Genomic DNA, 19,267 nt, shown 5'->3' on the forward strand with positions numbered 1-19,267 from the left:
CGACTGCGGGCCGGCGTGACCGTACCGCTGGACCGGGAAGCCGTCATTGCCGCGTATCGGCGCAACTGCGCGGGGCTCGAAGCGACCCTGGCAGCCGCCTCGCCCGAAACGCTCCACCGCCGCAGTGCGGGCACCCGCTGGACCAACGAGGAGCTGCTGTACCACATGGTGTTCGGCTATGTTGTGGTGCTGGCCCTGCTTCCGGTGGTGCGGATCTTCGGACGGCTGCCTGTCCCCGTTAACCGCGGTTTCGCGTGGCTGCTGAACGCCGGGACCGTCCCGTTCGACGCCGTCAACTACTGGGGCTCCAAGGGAGGCGCGCGAATCTTCAACCGCCGACGGACTTCCGCCAAGCTGCGCCGGGTGACCTCGGCACTGGAGCGGCGGTTGCGGCGGGAGCCGGAACCTGGCCTGGCCTCCCGGATGTACTTCCCGACGCGCTGGGACCCCTTCTTCAAAGAGGCCATGACCCTGGCGGACGTCTACGCGTACCCCGTGGCGCATTTCGATTTCCACGCAGCGCAGTTGTCCTTGGACGCGGCTCCGGGGGCGCAACCGGGTCCCCCGAAAATAAAATGAATGTTGTTATTCGGGGTGCTGGCTTTCTTCACCCGCGGCCCCGTAAGCTTGGATTCGTAGGCGGGAGAATGACCGCCGACCCAAAGACGGCTCCGGAGTGCGTATCCCCCAATAACGCACTCCGGAGCTCTTTTGTGTCCGAAACGTTCTGCCCCTGTGACCGGCAAACGGATACCCCTGCGGGGTACTTGCACTATACCCCTTGGGGGTATATGTTGGGCTTATGAACGAGCCCGAAACCGCCGCCGTGGAACCAGCGGCCGCCGAGCAGCATCAACAGCATGGTTACTCGTCCAATAAGGACGCCTACTTGCTGCGGCTGAAACGTATCGAGGGTCAGGTGCGCGGCATCGCCCGCATGGTCGATGAGGACAAGTACTGCATCGACATCCTCACGCAGGTCGCCGCCGTTACGAAAGCCCTGCACGCCGTCAGCCTCGGACTGGTGGAGGAGCACATCGGCCACTGCGTCGTCGGCGCCGCCTCCGAACCGGACGCGGAGCTGCGGGCTGAGGCCATCGACTTCAAGGTCAAAGAGGCCACCGATGCCATCGGCCGCCTGCTGCGGTAGCGGCAACACCACCCAACACCCAACGGGGCTGACGAACCACCAGCAGCCCACCCCTAGGAGCAAGCCATGAGCACCGTTTCCACCACCGTCAACGTTTCCGGCATGACCTGCGGCCACTGCGTATCCTCTGTCAGCGAAGAGCTTGAGTCCCTGGCCGGCGTCGAGACAATCGACGTGGACCTCAACTCCGGCGGCATTTCCACCGTCACCATCACCTCCACCGGCGCCCTGTCAGCCGCCGAAGTCGGCGAGGCCGTTGCCGAGGCCGGGTACCTGGTCGTGTCCAACGAATCCTGAGCACCACCGGCCTGGCACACCACGCAGCGCAAACCAGAAGGACAGGGGACACCGTGAGTAAAGAGCAACTGCTGGACCAGCCCGGAAGCCGGGTGATCGAGCTCGACATCGAGGGGATGACCTGCGCCTCCTGCGTCGGCCGGGTCGAACGCAAGCTCGGCAAGCTCGACGGCGTCACCGCCACCGTCAACCTGCCCCTGGAATCAGCCCAGGTCACAGTCCCCGCAGCCGTCACCGACGCCCAAATCACCGAGACGGTAGCAGCCGCAGGATACAAGGCCACGATCCGCACTCCCAAGTACCCAACGCCGCAAAAAAGGCCCGTCGGGGTTCAGGCGTCGACTGAAACCGCCAGTGAGGGTGACCAGAGCGTCGCCGCCGGGGACATGCGGAAGCGTGCGTCTAAGGTGGGGCCACGCCGACAGGGTTCCCTGGCCGAGCTTGCGAGGCTAGGGGGTCGGCGGGGAGGAACGACCGAGCACGCGGAGCATGTGGCCGGTGGCGACGCACCCGACCACCAAACTGCGACCCACCCGGCGGCCAAGCTCCGCCCGCGCCTGATCGTCGCAGCCATCCTCACCATCCCGGTGTTCCTGATTTCCATGTTCCCGGCCTTCCAGTTCGCCAACTGGGGCTGGGTCGCGGGAGCCTTGGCCCTGCCCGTGGTCACCTGGGCGGCCTGGCCGTTCCACCGGGCCGCCGCCATCAACGCCCGGCACTTCGCCTCCACGATGGATACGCTCGTCTCCATCGGCGTGAGCGCGGCCTACGTCTTCTCGGCCTGGCAGCTCTTAGCGGACCCGCAGATGACCAGCCACCCGGGGATGGAAGATATGGCGGGCACGGGGTCCGGCGGGCTCTACTTCGAGGTGGCCGCGGTGGTCACCACCTTCCTGCTGCTCGGGCGGTATTTGGAGGCCAATGCCAAACAGAAGGCCGGAGACGCCCTCAAGGCGCTGCTGAACCTGGGCGCCAAGGATGCCACGGTCCTCCGCGGCGGCGAGGAGCAGCAGATCCCGGCCGATCAGCTGGGGGTGGGGGACGTCATTGTGGTCCGCCCGGGCGAGAAAATCGCGACCGACGGCGTCGTCGTCGAGGGGTCCTCCGCAGTCGATGCCTCGCTGGTAACAGGCGAGTCAGTGCCGGTGGAGGTCGGCCCCGACAGTCCGGTCACGGGCGCCACCATCAACACTTCCGGCCGGCTGCTGGTCCGCGCCACGCGCGTCGGCGCCGAAACCACCCTGGCCCAGATGGGCCGGCTGGTCTCCCAGGCCCAAACCGGCAAGGCGCCGATCGCGCGCCTCGCGGACCGGATCAGCTCGGTGTTCGTGCCGGTGGTCCTGGCCATCGCCACGGTTACCTTCATCGCCTGGCTGCTGGCAGCCGCCCCGGACATCAGCGACGCCGAACTGCGCGCCGCTTTCACGGCCGCTGTCGCCGTGCTGGTCATCGCCTGCCCGTGCGCCCTGGGCCTGGCCACCCCCGTGGGGCTGCTCACCGGGACCGGCCGGGGGGCGCAGCTGGGCATCCTGATCAAAGGGCCGCAGGTCCTTGAGGACACCCGGACCGTTGACACCATCCTGCTGGACAAGACCGGCACCGTAACCAGCGGCCATCTGGCCGTCGCCGGCACCGAGGCGTTCGGAACCTTCAGCCCCGCTGAGGTTCTACGCCTGGCCGGCGCGGTCGAGGCCGCATCGGAACACCCGATTGCCCGCGCCGTCGCCGCTGCCGCACTCTCGGCGGAGCGCCGCGACAACGACGCCGGTGGCCTTCCCTCCGTTTCCAGCTTCCGCTCCGCGCCCGGCGGCGGGGTCCAGGGTACCGTCGGGGGCCGGCTCGTGACGGCCGGCCGCACGGGCTGGCTGCAGGAGAACGGCATCGCCTTTACTGCGGCGCAGCTGGAGGCGCTGGGCAATGCCGAGGGCTCCGGGGCCACCGCGGTCTGGCTTGCCGTGGACGGGGAGCCAGCCGGAATCATCAGCCTGCGGGATACACTCAAGCCGGGCTCCGCCGCCGCGATCCAGCGGCTCCGGGAACTCGGACTGCGTCCGATCCTCCTGACCGGGGACAACGCCGCCGTCGCCGCGCAGGTGGCAGCCGCCGTCGGCATCGCTGCGGAGGATGTGTTCGCCGGGGTGCTGCCGGAGGGCAAGGTCGAGGCCGTGCGGAAACTGCAGGCCGCCGGAGCCACCGTGGCCATGGCCGGCGACGGAGTAAACGACGCCGCGGCGCTGGCCCAGGCGGACCTGGGCATCGCCATGGGCTCCGGCACTGACGTGGCGATCGAGGCCGCTGACCTGACGGTCATGGGCAACGAACTCGGACAGGTCGTCCAGGCCATCGAGCTGTCCCGGCGGACCCTGGCCACCATCAAGACCAACCTCTTCTGGGCCTTCTTCTACAACGCCGTCGGGATCCCGGTGGCGGCCCTGGGCCTGCTCAACCCGATGATCGCCGGCGCCGCGATGGCCGCCAGCTCCGTGCTGGTCGTGGCGAACTCGCTGCGGCTGCGCAGCTTCGGCAAGTAGGGCGCCTCTGGCCGGGCGCTGCCCGTCAGGCCGCGCCGTAGCGGACGGCAGCCCTGGCCTTCGCCTTGGCCTCTTCCTCCCCGCGGTCCTTTGCCGGAGCGTGGGTCACCAGGGAGTCGAGCAGGTGCGCGGTGGCGTGGGCAATCTCGTGCACCGCCCGGTTGAAGGCCTCCTCGTTGGCCTTGGACGGCTTGGTGCTGCCACTGATCTTGCGCACGTATTGCAGCGCGGCCGCTTCCACCTCGGCGGTGGTAGCGTGCGGCTCGAAATTGTGGAGGGTCCGGATATTTCGGCACATACCTCCATGCTAGGTGCCAAGACGCCTGGGATCGAGGGCATGGGGAGGGCTGCCCATCGACACTTTTTCGGCAGGCAGGATAGTTTGGGGGCATTGGATCTTCCGGAGCAGCCGGGATCCGCCGGGGGGCGCCAACAGGGCCCGGGTCCGGTTCTACCACTTGAGGAGATTTTTCGAATGGCTATTTGGGGTGCAGACATTGCTCAGCTCAAGACTCTTGGGACTAAGCTGCAGGCAGGTTCTTCGGAGATCGACAAGCAGAAATCGATGCTGACCAAGGTGCTCGAGGGCACCGACTGGAAGGGTCCGGACGCCGACAAGTTCCGTAGCGAATGGAACGGCCAGCACGTTGCCGCGCTGGCGAAGGTCTCCCAGGCGCTGCAGGAGGCCGGCAAGCAGGCCAGCCGCAACGCCACGGAGCAGGAAAGCGCTTCCCGCTAGGCAGACGCCCACAGAATCCAACCGGCCCGGACGCTACTGCGTCCGGGCCGGCTTTGTCGGGCCCTGCCTACGGCACGGGTTCGACGTCGTTCGCATGGTCGAGCGCCGCCGGGCCGGCACCGGACGGGGTCCGCAACTCGTCCAGCCGGACCAGCACGACGCCGCCAACAATCAGCAGCCCGCCGATGAGTTGGATGGGGCCCGGCAGTTCACCCAGCAGCAACCACGCCCAGACGACGGCGAACAGGACCTCGGTCAGCGAGACGAAGGACGCCACCTTGGAGCCGAGTGCCCGCGCCGCCACAATGCCGGATACGTAGGCGAGCACGGTGGCCAGCACCACAAGTCCACCCAGGGCCACCCACCAGGGGGTGACCCAGGGGCCCAGCCGGGTGTCCGCCGTGCTGAAAGCCATCGGCAGCAGGCCCGTTGCCGCGGCAAGCCACATGATGACGGCGCCGACCATGAGTCCCCCGGAGGCGAGGACGATCGGTGGGAGGGTGTCGTTTTCCTTGGCCGTGATGAAGAAGTAGATGGCCAGGCAGACCGCGGCCGCGATCCCCCACAGCACGCCGATGAGGTCGATCTTGACGGCCCCCGTGAGGTCCAGGACCAGGACCAGCCCGCCCAGGGACAGCAGTGTTCCGGCAATCGTCAGGGGCCGCGGGCGTTTGCGGCTGGCGGCCCAGAGCCACAGCACGATGATCACTGGTGCCAGGTATTCCAGCAGCAGGGCGACCCCTACCGACAGGCGGGCCACCGCGTTGAAATAGAACAGCTGGCACGCGGCGACCCCGATGAGGCCGAAGAGCAACACCGTGAGCCAGTTGTCCCTGAGCTGGTGCCAGCGCCCACGCAGCGCCGGAATGGCGGGAATGGCCAGGATGACTGCCGCCCCGGTGAGGCGGGCGGTGACGGCTGCCCCGGGGGTCCAGCCGGTCTCCAACAGCGCCTTGGCAAAGGAACCGGAGAGACCGAAAACGGCCGAGGAAAACAGGGCAACCCCCAGACCCGACGCCATGAATGCTGATGCCGCGCCGGGCTTGCCGGCACCGGGCGTTCCGGGGGCGCGCCCTCCGGCGTCGATCGTGGCCGGTGCTTCGGCGGTGCGGCGTGCGGCAGACACGGGCTGCCTCCTGTCAGGAGTAAAGTAGGGTTATGCTCATGACAGTACGCCACGCCGACGTAAGGAGTCAAGATGCTTTTTGCCCCTGACACGGAAGTTGCCCTGCGGTCTGTGGTCAACCTGATCAACTCGGCGGCCAACGGGGATGAGCACCTGTCCACGGCCGAAGATCTGGATCGGTTTCTGGAAGCCGAGGGATTCACCGGTTCGCGGACCCGGGACGCGGCCGAACTTGCCAGCGTGCACCGCCTCCGCGGCGAGCTCGCCGCCCTCTGGCTAGCAAACGAATCCACCGCCGTGGACACCGTAAACCGGCTGCTGCGGGAGGCACAGGCGCTCCCCCAGCTCGTCAAACACGATGAATGGGACTGGCACCTGCACGCCACCACCCCGGAGGCTCCGCTGGCGGACCGGATGAGCACAGAGGCCGCCATGGCCCTGGTCGATGTTATCCGCGGCAAGGAAATGGACCGCATGCTGGTGTGCGCCGCCGAGGACTGCGACGCCGTCGTGCTGGACCTCAGCAGGAACCGTTCCAAGCGCTACTGCGACACCGGTAACTGCGCGAACCGGGCGCATGTGGCGGCTTATCGCGCCCGGAAGGCGGCGTCCTGAGCGGGTCGTGCAGCGCGGTCCTAGCGGACGTCGTCGCCGGAGCTGTGGGGGCCGGCGTCCGGGGCGCCGGCGTCCGGCCGGGGCTGCGCCGGGTGGCCGCCGTGCCCGGAGTCCCGGGAACTCAGGTTGACGCCGGACCCCTTGCCAAGCTGCTCGTCGTTGGGCTTGTGGCCCATAGAAAGCATGGCGAGCACCACCAGAATAACAATGAAGGCGATGCCGGCGGCGGTGAAGGCCAGGTCAAAGCGCGGGGTCTTGGCGCTGCCGCCGGAGGCGAAAATGAGCGTGGCCACGAAGGCCAGCACAGCCCAGAACGCGGAGAACATGAGCGGTCCCTTGACCGAGGTGCGCAGCTTGCGCGGTTCTCCAGATTTCTGCTGTGCCAAGGTACTTTCCTCCTGCAGCCGACGCCGCCAGGCGTGGCAGTTGTGATGCCGCAATCGTTCTACGCAAGGTAGAACCTGTCGGTACTAGTTTACGGCCTCCGCAGAATCGGCCCGTGCATCGTGCCGCAAGGTCAGCCCGGCCAGCATCCAGAGCACCCCGCTGATGATGGCACCGCCGCCGGCGACGCCGAGCAGTGCGTGTGGTCCGAGGTCCATGAAGAACGGCAGCAGGCACGCGGTACCCACCCCGACCACACCGGAGGCGATCCAGTCGCGGGCCAGCACGGACCGGCCGCGGTTGGTGATCCCAAGGTGGAGCTCCGCGGCGCCGGCGAGGCCAAGTCCCAAGGCGGCCAGGATACCGAAGACCAGGTTCCCGGACATGAGCCCGACCGTGGCGCCGGTTCCGGTCAGAACGGCGCCGGCGGCTGACAGGGCCTTGCTGGACGCGGACCCGGCGCGGAGCCCGGTCTTGTTCACGCTCCAGAGCAGCACCAAACCCGTGGCCAGCAGATAGAGCCCGCCGGCCCAGCCCATGCCCTCCGTGGATGGCGCAGCCCAGAACACGGTCACGGCGCCGAATGCCAGTGCTACGGCGGCCCGGACAAGCACGGGTTTCCAGAGATCCGCCGCGGCGGGCAGGGCGGTGGAGGCGTCGGGGTCTGCGGGGAGAGTCACCCGACCAGTTTAGTGCGAAGCCGCACCCGCTCGGGCCGGTACGCGGCACGGGCCCGTACGCGGCGGGAAAGCCGGGCGGCTCAGTGTGAGCCGAGCACCATCCACCGGTCCGTCCGCGCGCGGAGGCCGAGCGTCACAGCCCTGGCGGCCATGTAGCCCAGCGAGAACGCCGCCCACAGCCAGAGCAGGCCCGCGCCGCCGTCGGCCCCGGACTGCCGGACGGCCAGCAGCAGCGGCAGATATACGGCGAGACTCACGACGCCGGCCAGCGCCAGGTACTTCGCATCCCCCGCGCCGATCAGCACGCCGTCGAGGACAAAAACATAGCCGGCGAGCGGCTGCCCGGCAGCGAGTACCCACAGCGCCAGCGTGAGCGCGGCCCGGACGTCCGCGTCGGACGTGAAGAGCAGCCCCGCCCACGGTGCCGCGGCCGCCAGCAGGACCCCGGTCAGTACCCCGAACCCGAGGCCCCAGCGGACCATGGTTCCGGTGAGCCCGCGCGCCGCCGCCGGGCGGGAGGCGCCGAGTTCCTTGCCGATCAGCGCCTGCGCGGCGATGGCGAGGGCGTCGAGGGCGAACGCCAGGAAGGTAAAGACGGTCATCGCGAGCTGGTGGGCAGCCAGGTTGACCTGCCCCTGGGCAGTGACCACCACTACCGTGGCGAGGATCGCGATGCGCAGGCTGAGAGTCCGCAGCATCAGCCACGAGCCCACTCTGGTCAGGGCCCGGATGCCGCGCCAGTCGGGCAGCAGGGACACGCCGTGGTTGCGGGCATTGCGCTGGACCATGACCACGTAGACCAGTGCCATCGCCCATTGGGCGATGCTTGTGCCGATTGCCGAGCCGGCAACGGACCACTGCAGCCCGTAGACCAGGAAGAGGTTCAGCACAATGTTCAGCGTGAAACCGGCGGCCGCGACGAACAGCGGCGTGCGGGTGTCCTGCAGGCCACGCAGCACGCCGGTGCCGGCAAAAATGAGCAGCATCGCGACAAGTCCGGGCATCGACCAGCGCAGGTAGTCCACGGCGAAGACCCGCACTTCTCCGCGGGCGCCCATCAGGTCCAGTACCGGTTCGGCGGCGAGAAACCCGGCGGCGGCCAGGACGAGTCCAAGCAGCAGGGCGAGCCAGACGCCGTCCCGCCCCGCGGCCAGGGCCCTGGTCAGCTGCCCGTTGCCGATCGCCCGCGCCACAGCCGGAGTGGTGGAGTAGGCGAGGAACACCATGAGGCCCACCACGGTATGCAGCACCGCGGACGCCAGTCCGACGCCGGCGAGCTGCGCTACGCCGAGGTGACCAACGATTGCCGCATCCGCCAGGAGGAACAGTGGTTCGGCGATCAGCGCACCGAAGGCCGGGACTGCCAGGCGCAGAATTTCCCTCCGGCGGCCCGCCGCGGATGGGACGGCTGCGGGAGTCGGGGCGGAGGCGTGCACGGAACCACCCTAGCGGCACCCGCGGTGTCGTATTGCTACACATTAGTTGACATTTCAACTACATGCCGGAAAACTATAAGTTGAAACTTCAACTAAATCCGCGGCGGGCCGCCCCGCCGCGGCACCTACGTCAGAACGGCATCCCATGAACCAGCCCACACTCACCACCACGGCCCGCACCATCCTGCGCATCGTCACCGGATTCCTCTTCGCCGCCCACGGCTGGCAGAAATTCAACGAGTTCACCATCGCAGGGACGCAGGCCGCCTTTTCGCAGATGGGCGTTCCGGCCGCCAACCTTGTAGCACCGGTCGTCGCCACACTGGAACTTGTCGGCGGCATCGCCCTGATCCTGGGTGTGCTCACCCGCGTGTTCGCCGCCCTGCTCGCAGTTAATATGCTTGGCGCCCTATTCCTGGTCCATGCCCCGGCAGGAATCTTTGCTGCCACGGGCGGTTACGAGCTGGTGCTCATCCTGGCCGCCGCAGCCCTGGCCGTGGCCCTTGTCGGTGCCGGCAAGGTCTCCGTGGACAAGGCCCTCTTCGGCCGCACCGGCTCCAGGCTCGGCGTCCTGGCCTAAGGAATTTCCTGCGCCAGGCGGCGCGTGCCGGCGGGCGGTCACCAACAGGCGGCCGCCCGCCGTCGTACCTTGTGTGGCGCCCCGGGCAGCGTTTGTGTCCCCGCCCGCGACGCTTTCGCGGCCCGTCAGTAAACTCACTTCCATGAGTGAGACTGCTGCCAATGCCGTAACCCTGCGCTTCCTCGCCGCGCCCACCGACGTCGGCCACAGCGGTTCGGTCGACGCCGGCACCGTGCTCGAGTGGGTGGACAAGGCGGCATATGCCGCGGCGGTCGGCTGGTCCAAGTCCTACTGTGTGACGGCCTATGTGGGGAACATCCACTTTGCGGACCCGGTCAACAGCGGGGACATGGTTGAGGTCACGGCCACGATCGTCTATACGGGCCGGTCCTCCATGCACATCCGCACCGTGGTGTCCTCGGGCGATCCGAAGGGTGGCCCGGCCACGATGCGCAGCCAGTGCATGGTGATCTTCGTGGCCGTCGGCGCTGACGGCAAGCCCATTCCGGTGCCACAGTTCGAGCCGGGCACGCCGGAAGAAATCGAACAGCGCGACCATGCGCTGGCGCGGATCAAGGTCCGCGAGGACATCGTCCAGGCGATGAGCGGACAGGAATATACCGACGCCGGCACCGCCGAGAACGTTGTCCTCCGCTTCGTCGCTGCCCCCACGGATGTGAACTGGGGCGGCAAAGTGCACGGCGGCATCGTCATGAAATGGATCGACGAAGCAGCCTACGTCTGCGCCTCGCGGTACTGCGGGCTGGACACGGTGGCCGTCTTCTCCGGTGGCGTGCGGTTCTACCGTCCGCTGCTCATCGGCCACGTGGTGGAGGTGGAGGCCCGACTCGTCTACACCGGAACCAAGGGGATGCACATTGCGGTGCACGTCCGGTCGGGAGATCCCAAGGGACGCGAGCTGGACCTCACAACGTACTGCCTGACCGTGATGGTGGCACGGGACGAGCACGGCACCTCCGTCCCGATCCCGCAGTGGGTGCCGGTGTCCGAGGAGGACAAGCGGCTGCACGCCCACGCCCGCGAACTGTTGGAGATCCGTGGCCGGGCACCGGGGAACCGGCTGCCCAACCACCTGCTCCGGGCCGGCGGCGAGTAGCCGTTAGAAGCCGCCGCCCCCGGCGTCGGCCGCCATGTTGGCGAACCGCGAGTAGTGGCCCTGGAAGGCGACCACGATGTCCTTGGTGGGCCCGTTACGGTGCTTGGCAATGAGGATGTCTGCCTCGCCGGCACGCGGCGATTCCTTGTCATAGACGTCTTCACGGTGCAGCAGGATGACCATGTCGGCATCCTGCTCAATGGAGCCTGATTCACGCAGGTCCGAGACCATCGGCCGCTTGTCCTGGCGCTGCTCGGAGCCACGGTTCAGCTGCGACAGGGCAATAACGGGGACCTGGAGCTCCTTGGCCAGCAGCTTCAACGCACGGGAGAACTCGGAGACCTCCTGCTGGCGGGACTCCACTTTCTTACCGGAGCTCATCAGCTGGAGGTAGTCAAGGATGACGAGTTTGAGATCATGCTGCTGCTTCAGGCGCCGGCATTTGGCCCGGATTTCCATCAGCGACATGTTGGGGCTGTCGTCGATGAAGAGCGGGGCGTCATTCATCCGGCCCATCGTGGTGGCGATCTTGGACCACTGCTCGTCCTTGATGGTGCCCTTGCGCAGGTCCTGAAGGCCGATCGTGGCCTCCGCGGACAGCAAACGCATCGCGATTTCGTTCCGGCCCATTTCCAGGGAAAACATCACGGTGGCGAGGTTGTTCTTGATGGCCGCGGAGCGGGCGAAGTCCAGGGCAAAGGTGGACTTGCCGACGGCGGGGCGGGCAGCGATGACGATCATCTGGCCGGGGTGCAGGCCGTGCGTGAGCTCATCGAGTTCGTAGAAGCCGGTGGGAACGCCCGTCATTCCCTCCTCGCGGTGTCCGGACGCTTCGATCTCGTCCACGGTGGACTCCATCACGTCCTTGAGGACAACGTAGTCCTCTGCGGTGCGGCGCTCCGCCACGGCGTAAATCTCGGCCTGCGCCTGGTTCACCAGGTCTTCGACCTCGCCGTCCTGGCCGTAGCCGAGCTGGACGATCTTGGTGCCGGCGTTGACCAGGCGGCGCAGGACCGCGCGTTCGCCCACGATTTCGGCGTAGTACCCGGCGTTGGCGGCGGTGGGAACAGTCTGGATGAGCTCGTGAAGGTAGGCGGGGCCGCCGATCCGGTTGATCTCGCCCCGCTTGGTCAGTTCATCCGAGACGGTGACGGCGTCGGCAGGTTCACCGCGGCCGTAGAGGTCGATGATGGCTTCGTAGATCGTCTCGTGCGCAGGGCGGTAGAAGTCCACGCCGCGCAGGATTTCGACGACGTCAGCGATGGCGTCCTTGGACAGCATCATGCCGCCCAGCACGGATTGCTCGGCGGGAATGTCCTGTGGCGGCTTGCGGCTGCCTTCGGCTCCCCGAGTCCCCTCGACTGAGTCCAGATGCGTAACTGACAAAACTGCCGTCCTCCATTGTGTGCCTCGGCGGATGTCCGTGCGCCGGCGACGCGTGTGCCATGGGCCTTGGTGCCCGCTGGCGTCAACCCCGGCGTGAGCCTGAGAAGTTAAGTACTATCAGCGGGCCCCGACACTTTGGCTGCCTCCCGGAACTGCCGGTTTTCCACAGCCCGGGTCCAGGCCCAAAGGGCCGGGGTTGAGAAGGAAGCGTCATCGGATTCGGTATCCACGGCTCGATATCCAGCAACGTTATCCCCCGCCGGGGCAGGCACCAACCCGACCGGCCGCCCCTCCTGTGGATAACCTGTGCACTACTGCCGCCCGCTTGTGCACAGCCTGTGGGAACAGCTGTGGATAGAAAATTTCTTCCGCCGTCAATCAGCCTCTGACGTGGGGAAACACGGGGATCACCGTGTGGACATAAAAGAATTTCGGTCAACATTCATCCACAGCTTGCGGGTGGCGGCTGGGGATAGCCAGCGGCAGAGGAGGCACACAATGCCGGAAATATGCACATTTGGTGATGGTCCTCACGGGATAGCCCGGCATTGACGCCACCGGCGACGCACGGTATGCCTACCGCGGAATGTGCTGTGGATAACTGCGATCTGGCATAAGCTCTTCACATGGGCGATGTACTGCTAGTCATACTGCCTGCCCTCATCCTGGCGGCAGTGCTTTGGACCTTTGCCACGGTCCTCAGGCCCCGCGATTTCGGCGTGTCTGACGCGGAGCGCTACCAGCAGGAACTGGCCGTCCGCTCCCAGGCGCACTACGCGGCCCAGATCCAAGCCGCCACCGCCGCCCGGGCACGCGTGGACGCCGTCACCCGCCCCAGCCAGAATGAACAGCAGCAGTCACAGCAGGCCGATCATGCCCGCAGCGCGCTGCGCGCCCAGACGGGATTGGCACCTGCCGCCGGGCAGCCCGGCTACCAGGGGCATGTGCTGCCCGGCGGCCAACTGAACCCACAGTTCGCCCTGCAACTCCAGTCGATGGCAAGGAACGGCAAGAAGCTGCAGGCCGTCAAGCTGCTGCGGGAGGCGACCCATTCAGATCTTTTGACCGCCAAGAAATATGTAGATCGGCTGTAGTTTCATGGAATCCCTGCTTATCCCCCTGCTAATTCTGGTGCTCGTCGTAGCCGGTGTCCTGCTGGGCGCCCGCGCCCTCGGCCGCCGCGGCACGCGGTCACGGCCGGAAGCTGCCCCACCGGCGGGACGGGATCCGGTAGAACTCGCACGTGCCGCCGCCGCCAAACTCAGCCAGGAGCAGCACCGCCGGCTCTACGCGCTGATCGCCCAGGGCCAGGCCATGGCCGCCATCAAGCTGTACTTCGAGGCCACCGGAGACGGGCTACGGGCCTCGCGCGACGCCGTGGGGGCCCTGGCTGCCCACCCGCAGCCCTTCCTGCCTGAGGCGCCCGAGCAGGCGCCCAGCGAGGACGACGACGACGCGCCGCAGCGTTTTGCCTACCGATACCGGGCGATAGCCAGCAAGGGCGACGTCACCCGCGAGGTCAGCAGCAACATGCTCAACGACGAGATCTACGGCAGGATCCGCACCTTGGCCCGAAGCGGCGACACCGAGGCCGCGGCGGAGGCCCTCACCCGCCACTCGGACATCTCCATCAAGCAGGCGCGCGAATTCATCGCCCTCCTCGAGGACTGACTTTCCGGCCCCTGGGAACTAGAAGTCGAACAGCTCGCCGAGCCAGCCTTCTTTCTTCTTGGGACGGCGGCGGTCGTCATAGCGGGGCTGGTCATAGCGCGGCCGGTCACGGCGGTCGTCGTAGCGGCGGTCATCCGGACGCCGGTCGTCCCGCCTCGGGTCGTCGCGGCGCGGGTCCATGTTGTAGAGCGGGGGCGGGACATGGCCGGGCGTCACCGGCGGCAGCGGCGGCGCCGGGACTGACGGCCCCATGGTCTCGGCGGCGCGGTCCAGGATCTTGTCCAACTCCCCCCGGTCCAGCCATACGCCGCGGCACTGGGGGCAGTAGTCGATCTCGACGCCACCGCGTTCGCTCATGATCAGGTCAATTGAATCCACAGGACACTTCATGTGCCGCCCAACGAGCCGGGACGCTGAATCGTTCGCCGGCGCAGCCGGAGATGTCAGTGCCGGCCCGAAATGCCGGCGAGCAGCTGTTCGAACGGCAGAGATTCCTGGGCAGCCGGCTTCCGCTGCGGCTGCGTGCCCTGCAGCAGCCCGACGAACTCCCCCGCCGCCCGGTCGATCCGCGTCGAGAGGGGTGACCCGCCGTCGTCGTTGTTTCCCCAGTCCTGGGGCCCGGCAAAGACGCCAGTGCTGGCGATCCGGGTTCGGAGGTAGGTGAACAGGGGCCGCATCGCGAAGTCCAGGACCATCTGGTGCCGATCCGTTCCGGCAGTGGCGCCGAGCAGGACTGCCTTTCCCTCGAGCGACTTGGGGTCAAGAACGTCGACGAAGGACTTGAAAAGGCCGCTGTAGGAGGCGCTGAAGACCGGGCTGACGGCGATGATGCCGTCCGAGGCCTCGACTCCGGCAATCACCTCGGCCAGCTTCGGTGCGGCATAGCCGGTCACGAAGTTATTGGCGATCTCCACGGCGAGGTCGCGCAGCTCCAGCACCTGGATATCGGCGGCGTAACCGGCCGCAGCAAGATGGTGTTCCGCGGAGGCGGCCAGCTGGTCCGCCAGCAGGCGGCTCGACGACGGGACGCCGAGTCCGGCGGAGAGAACGGTGATGCGGCGGGATTCCACGGGGATGCTCCTCAAGTTGTGTCGCGGTCACAAACGCTGATACATGCGTTTGCATCTACCTAGAAAAGCCCGGATCGGTGCCGTTTATTCCCGTCCTCCGTTGCTCTTCCACTTTCGGGCCGTAAAGGGGCGGAATGACAACCACACCCGACAGCGCAGCGGGGCCGGGAGGACTGAAGGTTTGGCGACCGGTCGGCGGCTCAGAGCAGAACAAACCCCTCGATGCAGCTCACCGAACTCCCGCCAGCCTGGGCGAAGGGGCGGAGGCGGGGCGCAGGTGCACTATTCGGGATCACTGCCGCAGGCTATCCCCGCTCGCGGCGCGGCTGACAAGGCTGCCGCGGTCTGCGAGACTGCCCGCATGGCTGTGAACAAGACCCACAACGAATCCCCAAACAAGACCACAGCAACCGGTGCGTCCGTCGAGGAGTTCCTCGCCGCCGTCGAACATCCCGTCCGGCACCGGGACGGGCTCCGGCTGCTGGCGCTGATGGCCGAGGTCACCGGGCAGCGGGCACAAATGTGGGGACCGACGATTGTCGGCTTCGGCCGGTACCACTACAAGTACGCGACCGGCCGCGAGGCAGACGCGCCCGCCGTCGGCTTCTCGCCACGGAAGGCCAGCCTGTCCCTCTACGGGCTGAGCTACGGCCCGGAGTCAGCCGGGCTGCTGGCGCGGCTGGGGAAGCACAAGACAGGTGCCGGCTGCGTCTACGTCAACAAGCTCGACGACGTCGACGAGGCGGTGCTGACCGAGCTGATCCGGAACGGCTACCGGCACGTGACCACGGTCCTGCACCATGCCTAGTCCCCGTCGGCTGAAGCAACGCGGGGTCACCTGCGGCCCATAACGCCGGACACTATGGGCCGTAGGCGACCCCGCGTTGGAGTTAAAGCAGAAGGCCCCCGCGTCCGGTTCCTAAGAGGAATCCGAAGGCGGGGGCCTTCCAGCAGTTCAGGACTGCAGAGCCGGTGAGGGCTACTTGCCTGCGACTACGTCGAGTTCGATCACAGCGGCAACGTCGTTGTGCAGACGGACGTTGGCCTGGTAGGAACCAACCGACTTGATGTGAGCCGGCAGTTCAACCTTGCGCTTGTCGATGCGGCCAAGGCCAGCGGCCTCAACAGCGTCGGCCACGTCGCCCTGCTTGACGGTGCCGAACAGGCGTCCGGTCTCGCCTGCCTTGACAACGAGCTTGACCGGTTTGGCGGAGAGTGCAGCGGCCTGCTTCTGAGCGTCTTCCAGGGAAGCGTGCTCGCGGGCGGCACGGGCAGTCTTGATCGACTCAACCTGCTTCTCGCCACCCTTGGACCAGGTCAGGGCGAAGTTGCGGGGCAGCAGGTAGTTACGTGCGTAACCATCCTTGACCTCGACAACATCGCCTGCAGCACCGAGACCGGTTACTTCGTGGGTCAGAATGAGCTTTGCCATGTTAGTTAATCCCTTCCTTAGCCGCGGCCAGCGCCGGAGTAAGGCAGCAGAGCAACTTCGCGGGCGTTCTTGATTGCCTGGGCGATCTTGCGCTGTTCCTGCACCGTGACGCCAGTGACGCGACGGGCGCGGATCTTTCCGCGGTCGGAGATGAACTTGCGCAGCAATGCTACGTCCTTGTAGTCGATGACAGTGATGTCAGCGGCCTTCAAGGGGTTGGACTTTGGTTTGGGCTTACGGAGTTCAGCCTTAGCCATCGTGGAGCTCCTATTCGATGGAGCCCGTGGATATTGATCCACGGGATGGTGGTGATCCGACGCCGGTCAGCACCCGTCCGCCTTGCGGCGTTCCGGCGGGTTCCGTCGTCGAACCTTAGATGTTGTTTAGAAGGGAGGTTCGGAATCCGGGCCGTTGCCCCAGCCGCCGCCTGCATTGCTGACACCGGGCGTGGCCCAGGGGTCATCCTGCTGTGCGGGCTGGTTGCCGCCCCAGGTTCCGCCCGAGTTGCCGCCCTGGTTTCCGCCAGAGCCGCCACCGAAGCCGCCGCCGCTATTGCCGCCGCCACCGAAGCCACCCTGGGCACCGTTGCCGGCACCCCCACCGCCGGAGCGCTGGGTGCGGTTGACCTTGGCGTTGGCGTAGCGCAGGCTGGGGCCGATTTCATCGACTTCCAGCTCGATAACGGTGCGCTTCTCGCCTTCTTTGGTTTCGTAGGAACGGCTCTTCAGCCGGCCGGAAACGATCACGCGCATGCCCTTGGTCAGGGATTCGGCGACGTTTTCGGCAGCTTCGCGCCATACCGATGCGCGGAGGAACAGGGTTTCCCCGTCCTTCCACTCATTGGACTGGCGGTCGAAGGTGCGAGGAGTAGAAGCGATGGTGAAATTCGCTACTGCCGAGCCTGACGGTGTGAACCTCAGTTCGGGGTCACTGGTGAGATTACCGATGACCGTAATAGTGGTTTCGCCTGCCATCTACTGCCTCCTTGTTCGTTCCTGCGGGGTGAAGCGTGAAAATCGGGAGCTGATATTACTCAGCAACAACCTTCTGTACTTCGGGGCGGGTGATCTTGGTGCGCATGATGGTCTCATTGAGGCTCAGCTGGCGATCAAGTTCTTTGGCGGTAGCCGGCTCAGCGGTGAAGTTCACCACGGCGTAGATACCTTCAGACTTCTTCTGGATTTCGTAAGCCAGGCGACGACGGCCCCAGATGTCAACCTTTTCGATGGTTCCACCATCGGTCGTGATGACGTTCAGGAACTTCTGAAGCGTTGGCTCAACGGTACGCTCTTCGACCTCGGGGTCGATGATTACCATCAATTCGTAAGGACGCATATGTGAACCCACCTCCTTTGGGCTAAGCGGTTACGGCATTTCCGTAACAGGAGGTTCATTTGCGGTGCCATGTGCCCGCATCACCCCCAGGAACGGGGGCAGGGCGCAGCACAGACTTCAACAGCCTAGTGCATCAGGGCCGGATTCCGCGATTCCATGTCTGCCCAGCGTAGGCGTTGCCGCCCGGGTCCGGGAAGCCGCGACGGCCTCCATGTGGACAACCCTGGGCTGATCCTGGCGGCACCGACAGCTTGGCTTTCTGAAGCCCGGCATCCGTTCCGGGACCGCCGCCGAGCGTCTCCGGGGCGCGAAACAGGTACTGAACATGAAACTACTCGACTTCCGGCGATGCGCTACTCGACTATCCGTGTGACCTAGTTCCGGCGCAGACCCCCGGCTATATTGGCTGTCACCGGCGGACGATCCTTCCGCGACGAGTCCACAGGGCTGCACCGCCGGGCTTGCCGCGGGGCGATGGCTTTCGCAACATCAAGCGTCAGGAACGGAGTGCACTGATGACTGGTGCAGTATCAAGAGGCTCTGAGCTGACCATTCTGACCCCGAGTTACGGACCCGACGCCGAGTTGTGCGCTGACCTGAATCGTTCCGTTATGGAGATGACCGACGACGTCGAACACCACATCGTTGTTCCGCACCGTGACCGGAAGTACTTCAGCGACATTGAGGGGGGACGAACATTCGTCCACGATGTTGGTGAGTTCCTGCCCCGCCACCTGATGAAAGCGCCGGGCGCAAACGTGTGGGTGAACGCACTCCGCCCGTGGCCTCCCGTGCGCGGCTGGATTGCCCAGCAACTGGTGAAGCTGTCGGCAGCGGCCTCCTTCGAGGCCGGGGGCGTGCTGCTGATGGACTCCGACATGGTGCTGATCCGCAAGACTTCCCTGGACTCCTTCAAGCTGAACGGGAGACCGGCTTTCTACCGCAATCCCGGGGCGGTCCACGCAGGGCTTCCGTTGCACCGCAAATGGCACGAGACCTCCCGGTCGCTCCTGGGATTGGCGCCGCCTCCGGCGGACAATCTCCCCGACTACATAAGCTGGCCGTGCCTGTGGGAACCCGGAATTGTGCGTGGTCTGCTTGCCGCGGTTGAGGCACACACGGGCCGGACATGGGCCACAGCCATCGGCGGCCAACTTCACTTCTCGGAAATGATTCTCTATGGCGTGTACGTGGATGAGGTTCTTGGTGGTGCGAAATCAACCACATCCCGCATGAAAAGCATTGCCTATTCGGAGGAACGCTCCTTGGGCCCGGCTGAACTGTCCGCATTGCTGGCCGGGGTCACATCCGAAGATCTCGCCATCATGATTTCGGCAAAATCAGGAACCGATCTCCAGCATCGACGAAGGGCCATGGCCGACGTTCGAGAGGCGCTGGCCGACGGCCCGCCGGTACAGGCCAGCCCTGAATGACTCTGTCCTGGCCCGGACAGATCCTCCCGGCCAGGACGCCCTGCTGTACCCGGCCGGCCCCGATCCGGTTCTAAAAGCAAGTACCTCGCCCGATAACTACTCGACTTCCGTCGATGACCTACTCGACTCTCCATGCGGCCTAGGACCGCCGCAGACCCCCGACTATATTTGCAACAGCACCGCCAATGAGTCGGGGGTAACGCTTCAACTCCGGCGCTGACCGAGCACTTTTCCATGGCAGTACCCAGTGGCGTGCGGCAATGAATACGTCGGTTCGGGATCCAC

General features: G+C 66.2%; 24 protein-coding genes. 12 read left to right on the forward strand and 12 right to left on the reverse strand.

The features are described from left to right. Positions 1-15: 15 nt before the first annotated feature. From ABIB29_RS07100 to ABIB29_RS07115, 4 genes are all read left to right on the forward strand, one after another. Entirely contained in the window at positions 16-579 is a 564-nt protein-coding gene (locus ABIB29_RS07100; RefSeq protein WP_354171357.1) for a DinB family protein, read from the forward strand. A 223-nt stretch (positions 580-802) separates the two neighbouring features. Continuing rightward, positions 803-1,150 (forward strand): metal-sensitive transcriptional regulator, encoded by a 348-nt coding sequence (locus ABIB29_RS07105; RefSeq protein ID WP_354171359.1) that lies wholly within the window; start codon positions 803-805, stop codon positions 1,148-1,150. Between the two features lie 66 nt (positions 1,151-1,216). Then, complete coding sequence (locus tag ABIB29_RS07110) at positions 1,217-1,447, forward strand: heavy-metal-associated domain-containing protein (RefSeq protein ID WP_354171361.1); 231 nt, start codon at positions 1,217-1,219, stop codon at positions 1,445-1,447. Between the two features lie 116 nt (positions 1,448-1,563). Further along, on the forward strand, positions 1,564-3,978 hold the full coding sequence (locus ABIB29_RS07115) for a heavy metal translocating P-type ATPase (protein WP_502915575.1): 2,415 nt from the start codon (positions 1,564-1,566) through the stop codon (positions 3,976-3,978). Between the two features lie 25 nt (positions 3,979-4,003). On the opposite strand, the gene ABIB29_RS07120 is transcribed toward ABIB29_RS07115, so the two are convergent. Beyond that, the gene (locus ABIB29_RS07120) at positions 4,004-4,276 is read right to left on the reverse strand and encodes a DUF2277 domain-containing protein (protein WP_354171364.1); all 273 of its coding nucleotides are present in this window, start codon (positions 4,274-4,276) and stop codon (positions 4,004-4,006) included. A gap of 177 nt (positions 4,277-4,453) precedes the next feature. Here ABIB29_RS07120 and ABIB29_RS07125 point away from each other — a divergent pair, with 177 nt between their 5' ends. Beyond that, on the forward strand, positions 4,454-4,717 hold the full coding sequence (locus ABIB29_RS07125; protein WP_226775617.1) for a hypothetical protein: 264 nt from the start codon (positions 4,454-4,456) through the stop codon (positions 4,715-4,717). Positions 4,718-4,784: 67 nt separating this feature from the next. On the opposite strand, the gene ABIB29_RS07130 is transcribed toward ABIB29_RS07125, so the two are convergent. Beyond that, on the reverse strand, positions 4,785-5,738 hold the full coding sequence (locus ABIB29_RS07130) for an EamA family transporter (RefSeq protein WP_354171590.1): 954 nt from the start codon (positions 5,736-5,738) through the stop codon (positions 4,785-4,787). A 177-nt stretch (positions 5,739-5,915) separates the two neighbouring features. On the opposite strand from ABIB29_RS07130, the gene ABIB29_RS07135 reads away from it, so the two are divergent. Beyond that, positions 5,916-6,458, forward strand: coding sequence for a CGNR zinc finger domain-containing protein (locus ABIB29_RS07135; RefSeq protein WP_354171366.1), 543 nt, complete (start codon positions 5,916-5,918; stop codon positions 6,456-6,458). Between the two features lie 20 nt (positions 6,459-6,478). Here the strand turns inward: ABIB29_RS07135 and ABIB29_RS07140 are convergent, their stop codons facing one another. The 3 genes from ABIB29_RS07140 to ABIB29_RS07150 form a co-directional block, all read right to left on the reverse strand. Beyond that, entirely contained in the window at positions 6,479-6,844 is a 366-nt protein-coding gene (locus ABIB29_RS07140; RefSeq protein ID WP_354171367.1) for a hypothetical protein, read from the reverse strand. A gap of 84 nt (positions 6,845-6,928) precedes the next feature. After that, on the reverse strand, positions 6,929-7,522 hold the full coding sequence (locus ABIB29_RS07145; protein WP_354171369.1) for a hypothetical protein: 594 nt from the start codon (positions 7,520-7,522) through the stop codon (positions 6,929-6,931). Positions 7,523-7,602: 80 nt separating this feature from the next. After that, positions 7,603-8,958: an MATE family efflux transporter gene (locus tag ABIB29_RS07150; protein WP_354171370.1), complete on the reverse strand. Its 1,356-nt coding sequence runs from the start codon at positions 8,956-8,958 to the stop codon at positions 7,603-7,605. Positions 8,959-9,103: 145 nt separating this feature from the next. Between ABIB29_RS07150 and ABIB29_RS07155 the strand changes: the two genes are divergently transcribed. Together ABIB29_RS07155 and ABIB29_RS07160 are read left to right on the forward strand one after the other, a co-directional pair. After that, positions 9,104-9,538 (forward strand): DoxX family protein, encoded by a 435-nt coding sequence (locus ABIB29_RS07155; RefSeq protein ID WP_354171372.1) that lies wholly within the window; start codon positions 9,104-9,106, stop codon positions 9,536-9,538. 142 nt (positions 9,539-9,680) lie between these two features. Then, positions 9,681-10,655, forward strand: a complete 975-nt coding sequence (locus ABIB29_RS07160; protein ID WP_354171373.1) for an acyl-CoA thioesterase — start codon at positions 9,681-9,683, stop codon at positions 10,653-10,655. 3 nt (positions 10,656-10,658) lie between these two features. Here the strand turns inward: ABIB29_RS07160 and dnaB are convergent, their stop codons facing one another. Further along, on the reverse strand, positions 10,659-12,041 hold the full coding sequence (dnaB, locus tag ABIB29_RS07165; protein WP_024367946.1) for a replicative DNA helicase: 1,383 nt from the start codon (positions 12,039-12,041) through the stop codon (positions 10,659-10,661). Positions 12,042-12,667: 626 nt separating this feature from the next. Here dnaB and ABIB29_RS07170 point away from each other — a divergent pair. Both ABIB29_RS07170 and ABIB29_RS07175 read left to right on the forward strand, forming a co-directional pair. Continuing rightward, positions 12,668-13,135: a hypothetical protein gene (locus ABIB29_RS07170; RefSeq protein ID WP_354171376.1), complete on the forward strand. Its 468-nt coding sequence runs from the start codon at positions 12,668-12,670 to the stop codon at positions 13,133-13,135. Positions 13,136-13,139: 4 nt separating this feature from the next. Next, complete coding sequence (locus ABIB29_RS07175) at positions 13,140-13,712, forward strand: hypothetical protein (RefSeq protein ID WP_354171377.1); 573 nt, start codon at positions 13,140-13,142, stop codon at positions 13,710-13,712. 18 nt (positions 13,713-13,730) lie between these two features. Here the strand turns inward: ABIB29_RS07175 and ABIB29_RS07180 are convergent, their stop codons facing one another. Beyond that, positions 13,731-14,102 (reverse strand): TFIIB-type zinc ribbon-containing protein, encoded by a 372-nt coding sequence (locus ABIB29_RS07180; RefSeq protein WP_354171379.1) that lies wholly within the window; start codon positions 14,100-14,102, stop codon positions 13,731-13,733. Positions 14,103-14,155: 53 nt separating this feature from the next. Continuing rightward, positions 14,156-14,782 carry an FMN reductase gene (locus ABIB29_RS07185; RefSeq protein WP_354171380.1) on the reverse strand — a complete coding sequence of 209 codons (627 nt, stop codon included), beginning with the start codon at positions 14,780-14,782 and terminating at the stop codon, positions 14,156-14,158. A 361-nt stretch (positions 14,783-15,143) separates the two neighbouring features. Here ABIB29_RS07185 and ABIB29_RS07190 point away from each other — a divergent pair, with 361 nt between their 5' ends. Continuing rightward, positions 15,144-15,590: a DUF1801 domain-containing protein gene (locus ABIB29_RS07190; RefSeq protein ID WP_354171381.1), complete on the forward strand. Its 447-nt coding sequence runs from the start codon at positions 15,144-15,146 to the stop codon at positions 15,588-15,590. 171 nt (positions 15,591-15,761) lie between these two features. On the opposite strand, the gene rplI is transcribed toward ABIB29_RS07190, so the two are convergent. The 4 genes from rplI to rpsF all read right to left on the reverse strand — a co-directional run bounded on the left by rplI (position 15,762) and on the right by rpsF (position 17,549). Further along, a complete protein-coding gene (gene rplI / locus ABIB29_RS07195) occupies positions 15,762-16,214 on the reverse strand; it encodes a 50S ribosomal protein L9 (protein ID WP_142041711.1) in 453 nt (150 codons plus the stop codon). A gap of 17 nt (positions 16,215-16,231) precedes the next feature. Then, positions 16,232-16,471 (reverse strand): 30S ribosomal protein S18, encoded by a 240-nt coding sequence (gene rpsR / locus ABIB29_RS07200; RefSeq protein WP_003800144.1) that lies wholly within the window; start codon positions 16,469-16,471, stop codon positions 16,232-16,234. A gap of 126 nt (positions 16,472-16,597) precedes the next feature. Next, on the reverse strand, positions 16,598-17,188 hold the full coding sequence (locus tag ABIB29_RS07205; protein ID WP_354171383.1) for a single-stranded DNA-binding protein: 591 nt from the start codon (positions 17,186-17,188) through the stop codon (positions 16,598-16,600). 55 nt (positions 17,189-17,243) lie between these two features. After that, complete coding sequence (gene rpsF / locus ABIB29_RS07210) at positions 17,244-17,549, reverse strand: 30S ribosomal protein S6 (RefSeq protein WP_024366241.1); 306 nt, start codon at positions 17,547-17,549, stop codon at positions 17,244-17,246. Positions 17,550-18,160: 611 nt separating this feature from the next. Here rpsF and ABIB29_RS07215 point away from each other — a divergent pair. Beyond that, positions 18,161-18,982, forward strand: a complete 822-nt coding sequence (locus ABIB29_RS07215) for a DUF6492 family protein (protein WP_354171385.1) — start codon at positions 18,161-18,163, stop codon at positions 18,980-18,982. Positions 18,983-19,267 lie beyond the last annotated feature (285 nt).

The organism is Arthrobacter sp. UYEF36 (assembly GCF_040547025.1).
Lineage (GTDB): Bacteria > Actinomycetota > Actinomycetes > Actinomycetales > Micrococcaceae > Arthrobacter.

Bases quoted from the DNA above. Each gene is read 5' to 3' on its own strand.
- rpsF (WP_024366241.1), bottom strand. From the start codon at position 17,549: ATGCGTCCTTACGAATTGATGGTAATCATCGACCCCGAGGTCGAAGAG.
- ABIB29_RS07120 (WP_354171364.1), bottom strand. From the start codon at position 4,276: ATGTGCCGAAATATCCGGACCCTCCACAATTTCGAGCCGCACGCTACC.
- rplI (WP_142041711.1), bottom strand. From the start codon at position 16,214: ATGGCAAAGCTCATTCTGACCCACGAAGTAACCGGTCTCGGTGCTGCA.
- ABIB29_RS07135 (WP_354171366.1), top strand. From the start codon at position 5,916: ATGCTTTTTGCCCCTGACACGGAAGTTGCCCTGCGGTCTGTGGTCAAC.
- ABIB29_RS07130 (WP_354171590.1), bottom strand. From the start codon at position 5,738: ATGGCGTCGGGTCTGGGGGTTGCCCTGTTTTCCTCGGCCGTTTTCGGT.
- ABIB29_RS07180 (WP_354171379.1), bottom strand. From the start codon at position 14,102: ATGAAGTGTCCTGTGGATTCAATTGACCTGATCATGAGCGAACGCGGT.
- ABIB29_RS07160 (WP_354171373.1), top strand. From the start codon at position 9,681: ATGAGTGAGACTGCTGCCAATGCCGTAACCCTGCGCTTCCTCGCCGCG.
- ABIB29_RS07170 (WP_354171376.1), top strand. From the start codon at position 12,668: ATGGGCGATGTACTGCTAGTCATACTGCCTGCCCTCATCCTGGCGGCA.
- ABIB29_RS07190 (WP_354171381.1), top strand. From the start codon at position 15,144: ATGGCTGTGAACAAGACCCACAACGAATCCCCAAACAAGACCACAGCA.
- ABIB29_RS07105 (WP_354171359.1), top strand. From the start codon at position 803: ATGAACGAGCCCGAAACCGCCGCCGTGGAACCAGCGGCCGCCGAGCAG.
- ABIB29_RS07215 (WP_354171385.1), top strand. From the start codon at position 18,161: ATGGAGATGACCGACGACGTCGAACACCACATCGTTGTTCCGCACCGT.
- ABIB29_RS07125 (WP_226775617.1), top strand. From the start codon at position 4,454: ATGGCTATTTGGGGTGCAGACATTGCTCAGCTCAAGACTCTTGGGACT.
- ABIB29_RS07110 (WP_354171361.1), top strand. From the start codon at position 1,217: ATGAGCACCGTTTCCACCACCGTCAACGTTTCCGGCATGACCTGCGGC.
- ABIB29_RS07175 (WP_354171377.1), top strand. From the start codon at position 13,140: ATGGAATCCCTGCTTATCCCCCTGCTAATTCTGGTGCTCGTCGTAGCC.
- rpsR (WP_003800144.1), bottom strand. From the start codon at position 16,471: ATGGCTAAGGCTGAACTCCGTAAGCCCAAACCAAAGTCCAACCCCTTG.
- ABIB29_RS07115 (WP_502915575.1), top strand. From the start codon at position 1,564: ATGACCTGCGCCTCCTGCGTCGGCCGGGTCGAACGCAAGCTCGGCAAG.
- ABIB29_RS07205 (WP_354171383.1), bottom strand. From the start codon at position 17,188: ATGGCAGGCGAAACCACTATTACGGTCATCGGTAATCTCACCAGTGAC.
- ABIB29_RS07155 (WP_354171372.1), top strand. From the start codon at position 9,104: ATGAACCAGCCCACACTCACCACCACGGCCCGCACCATCCTGCGCATC.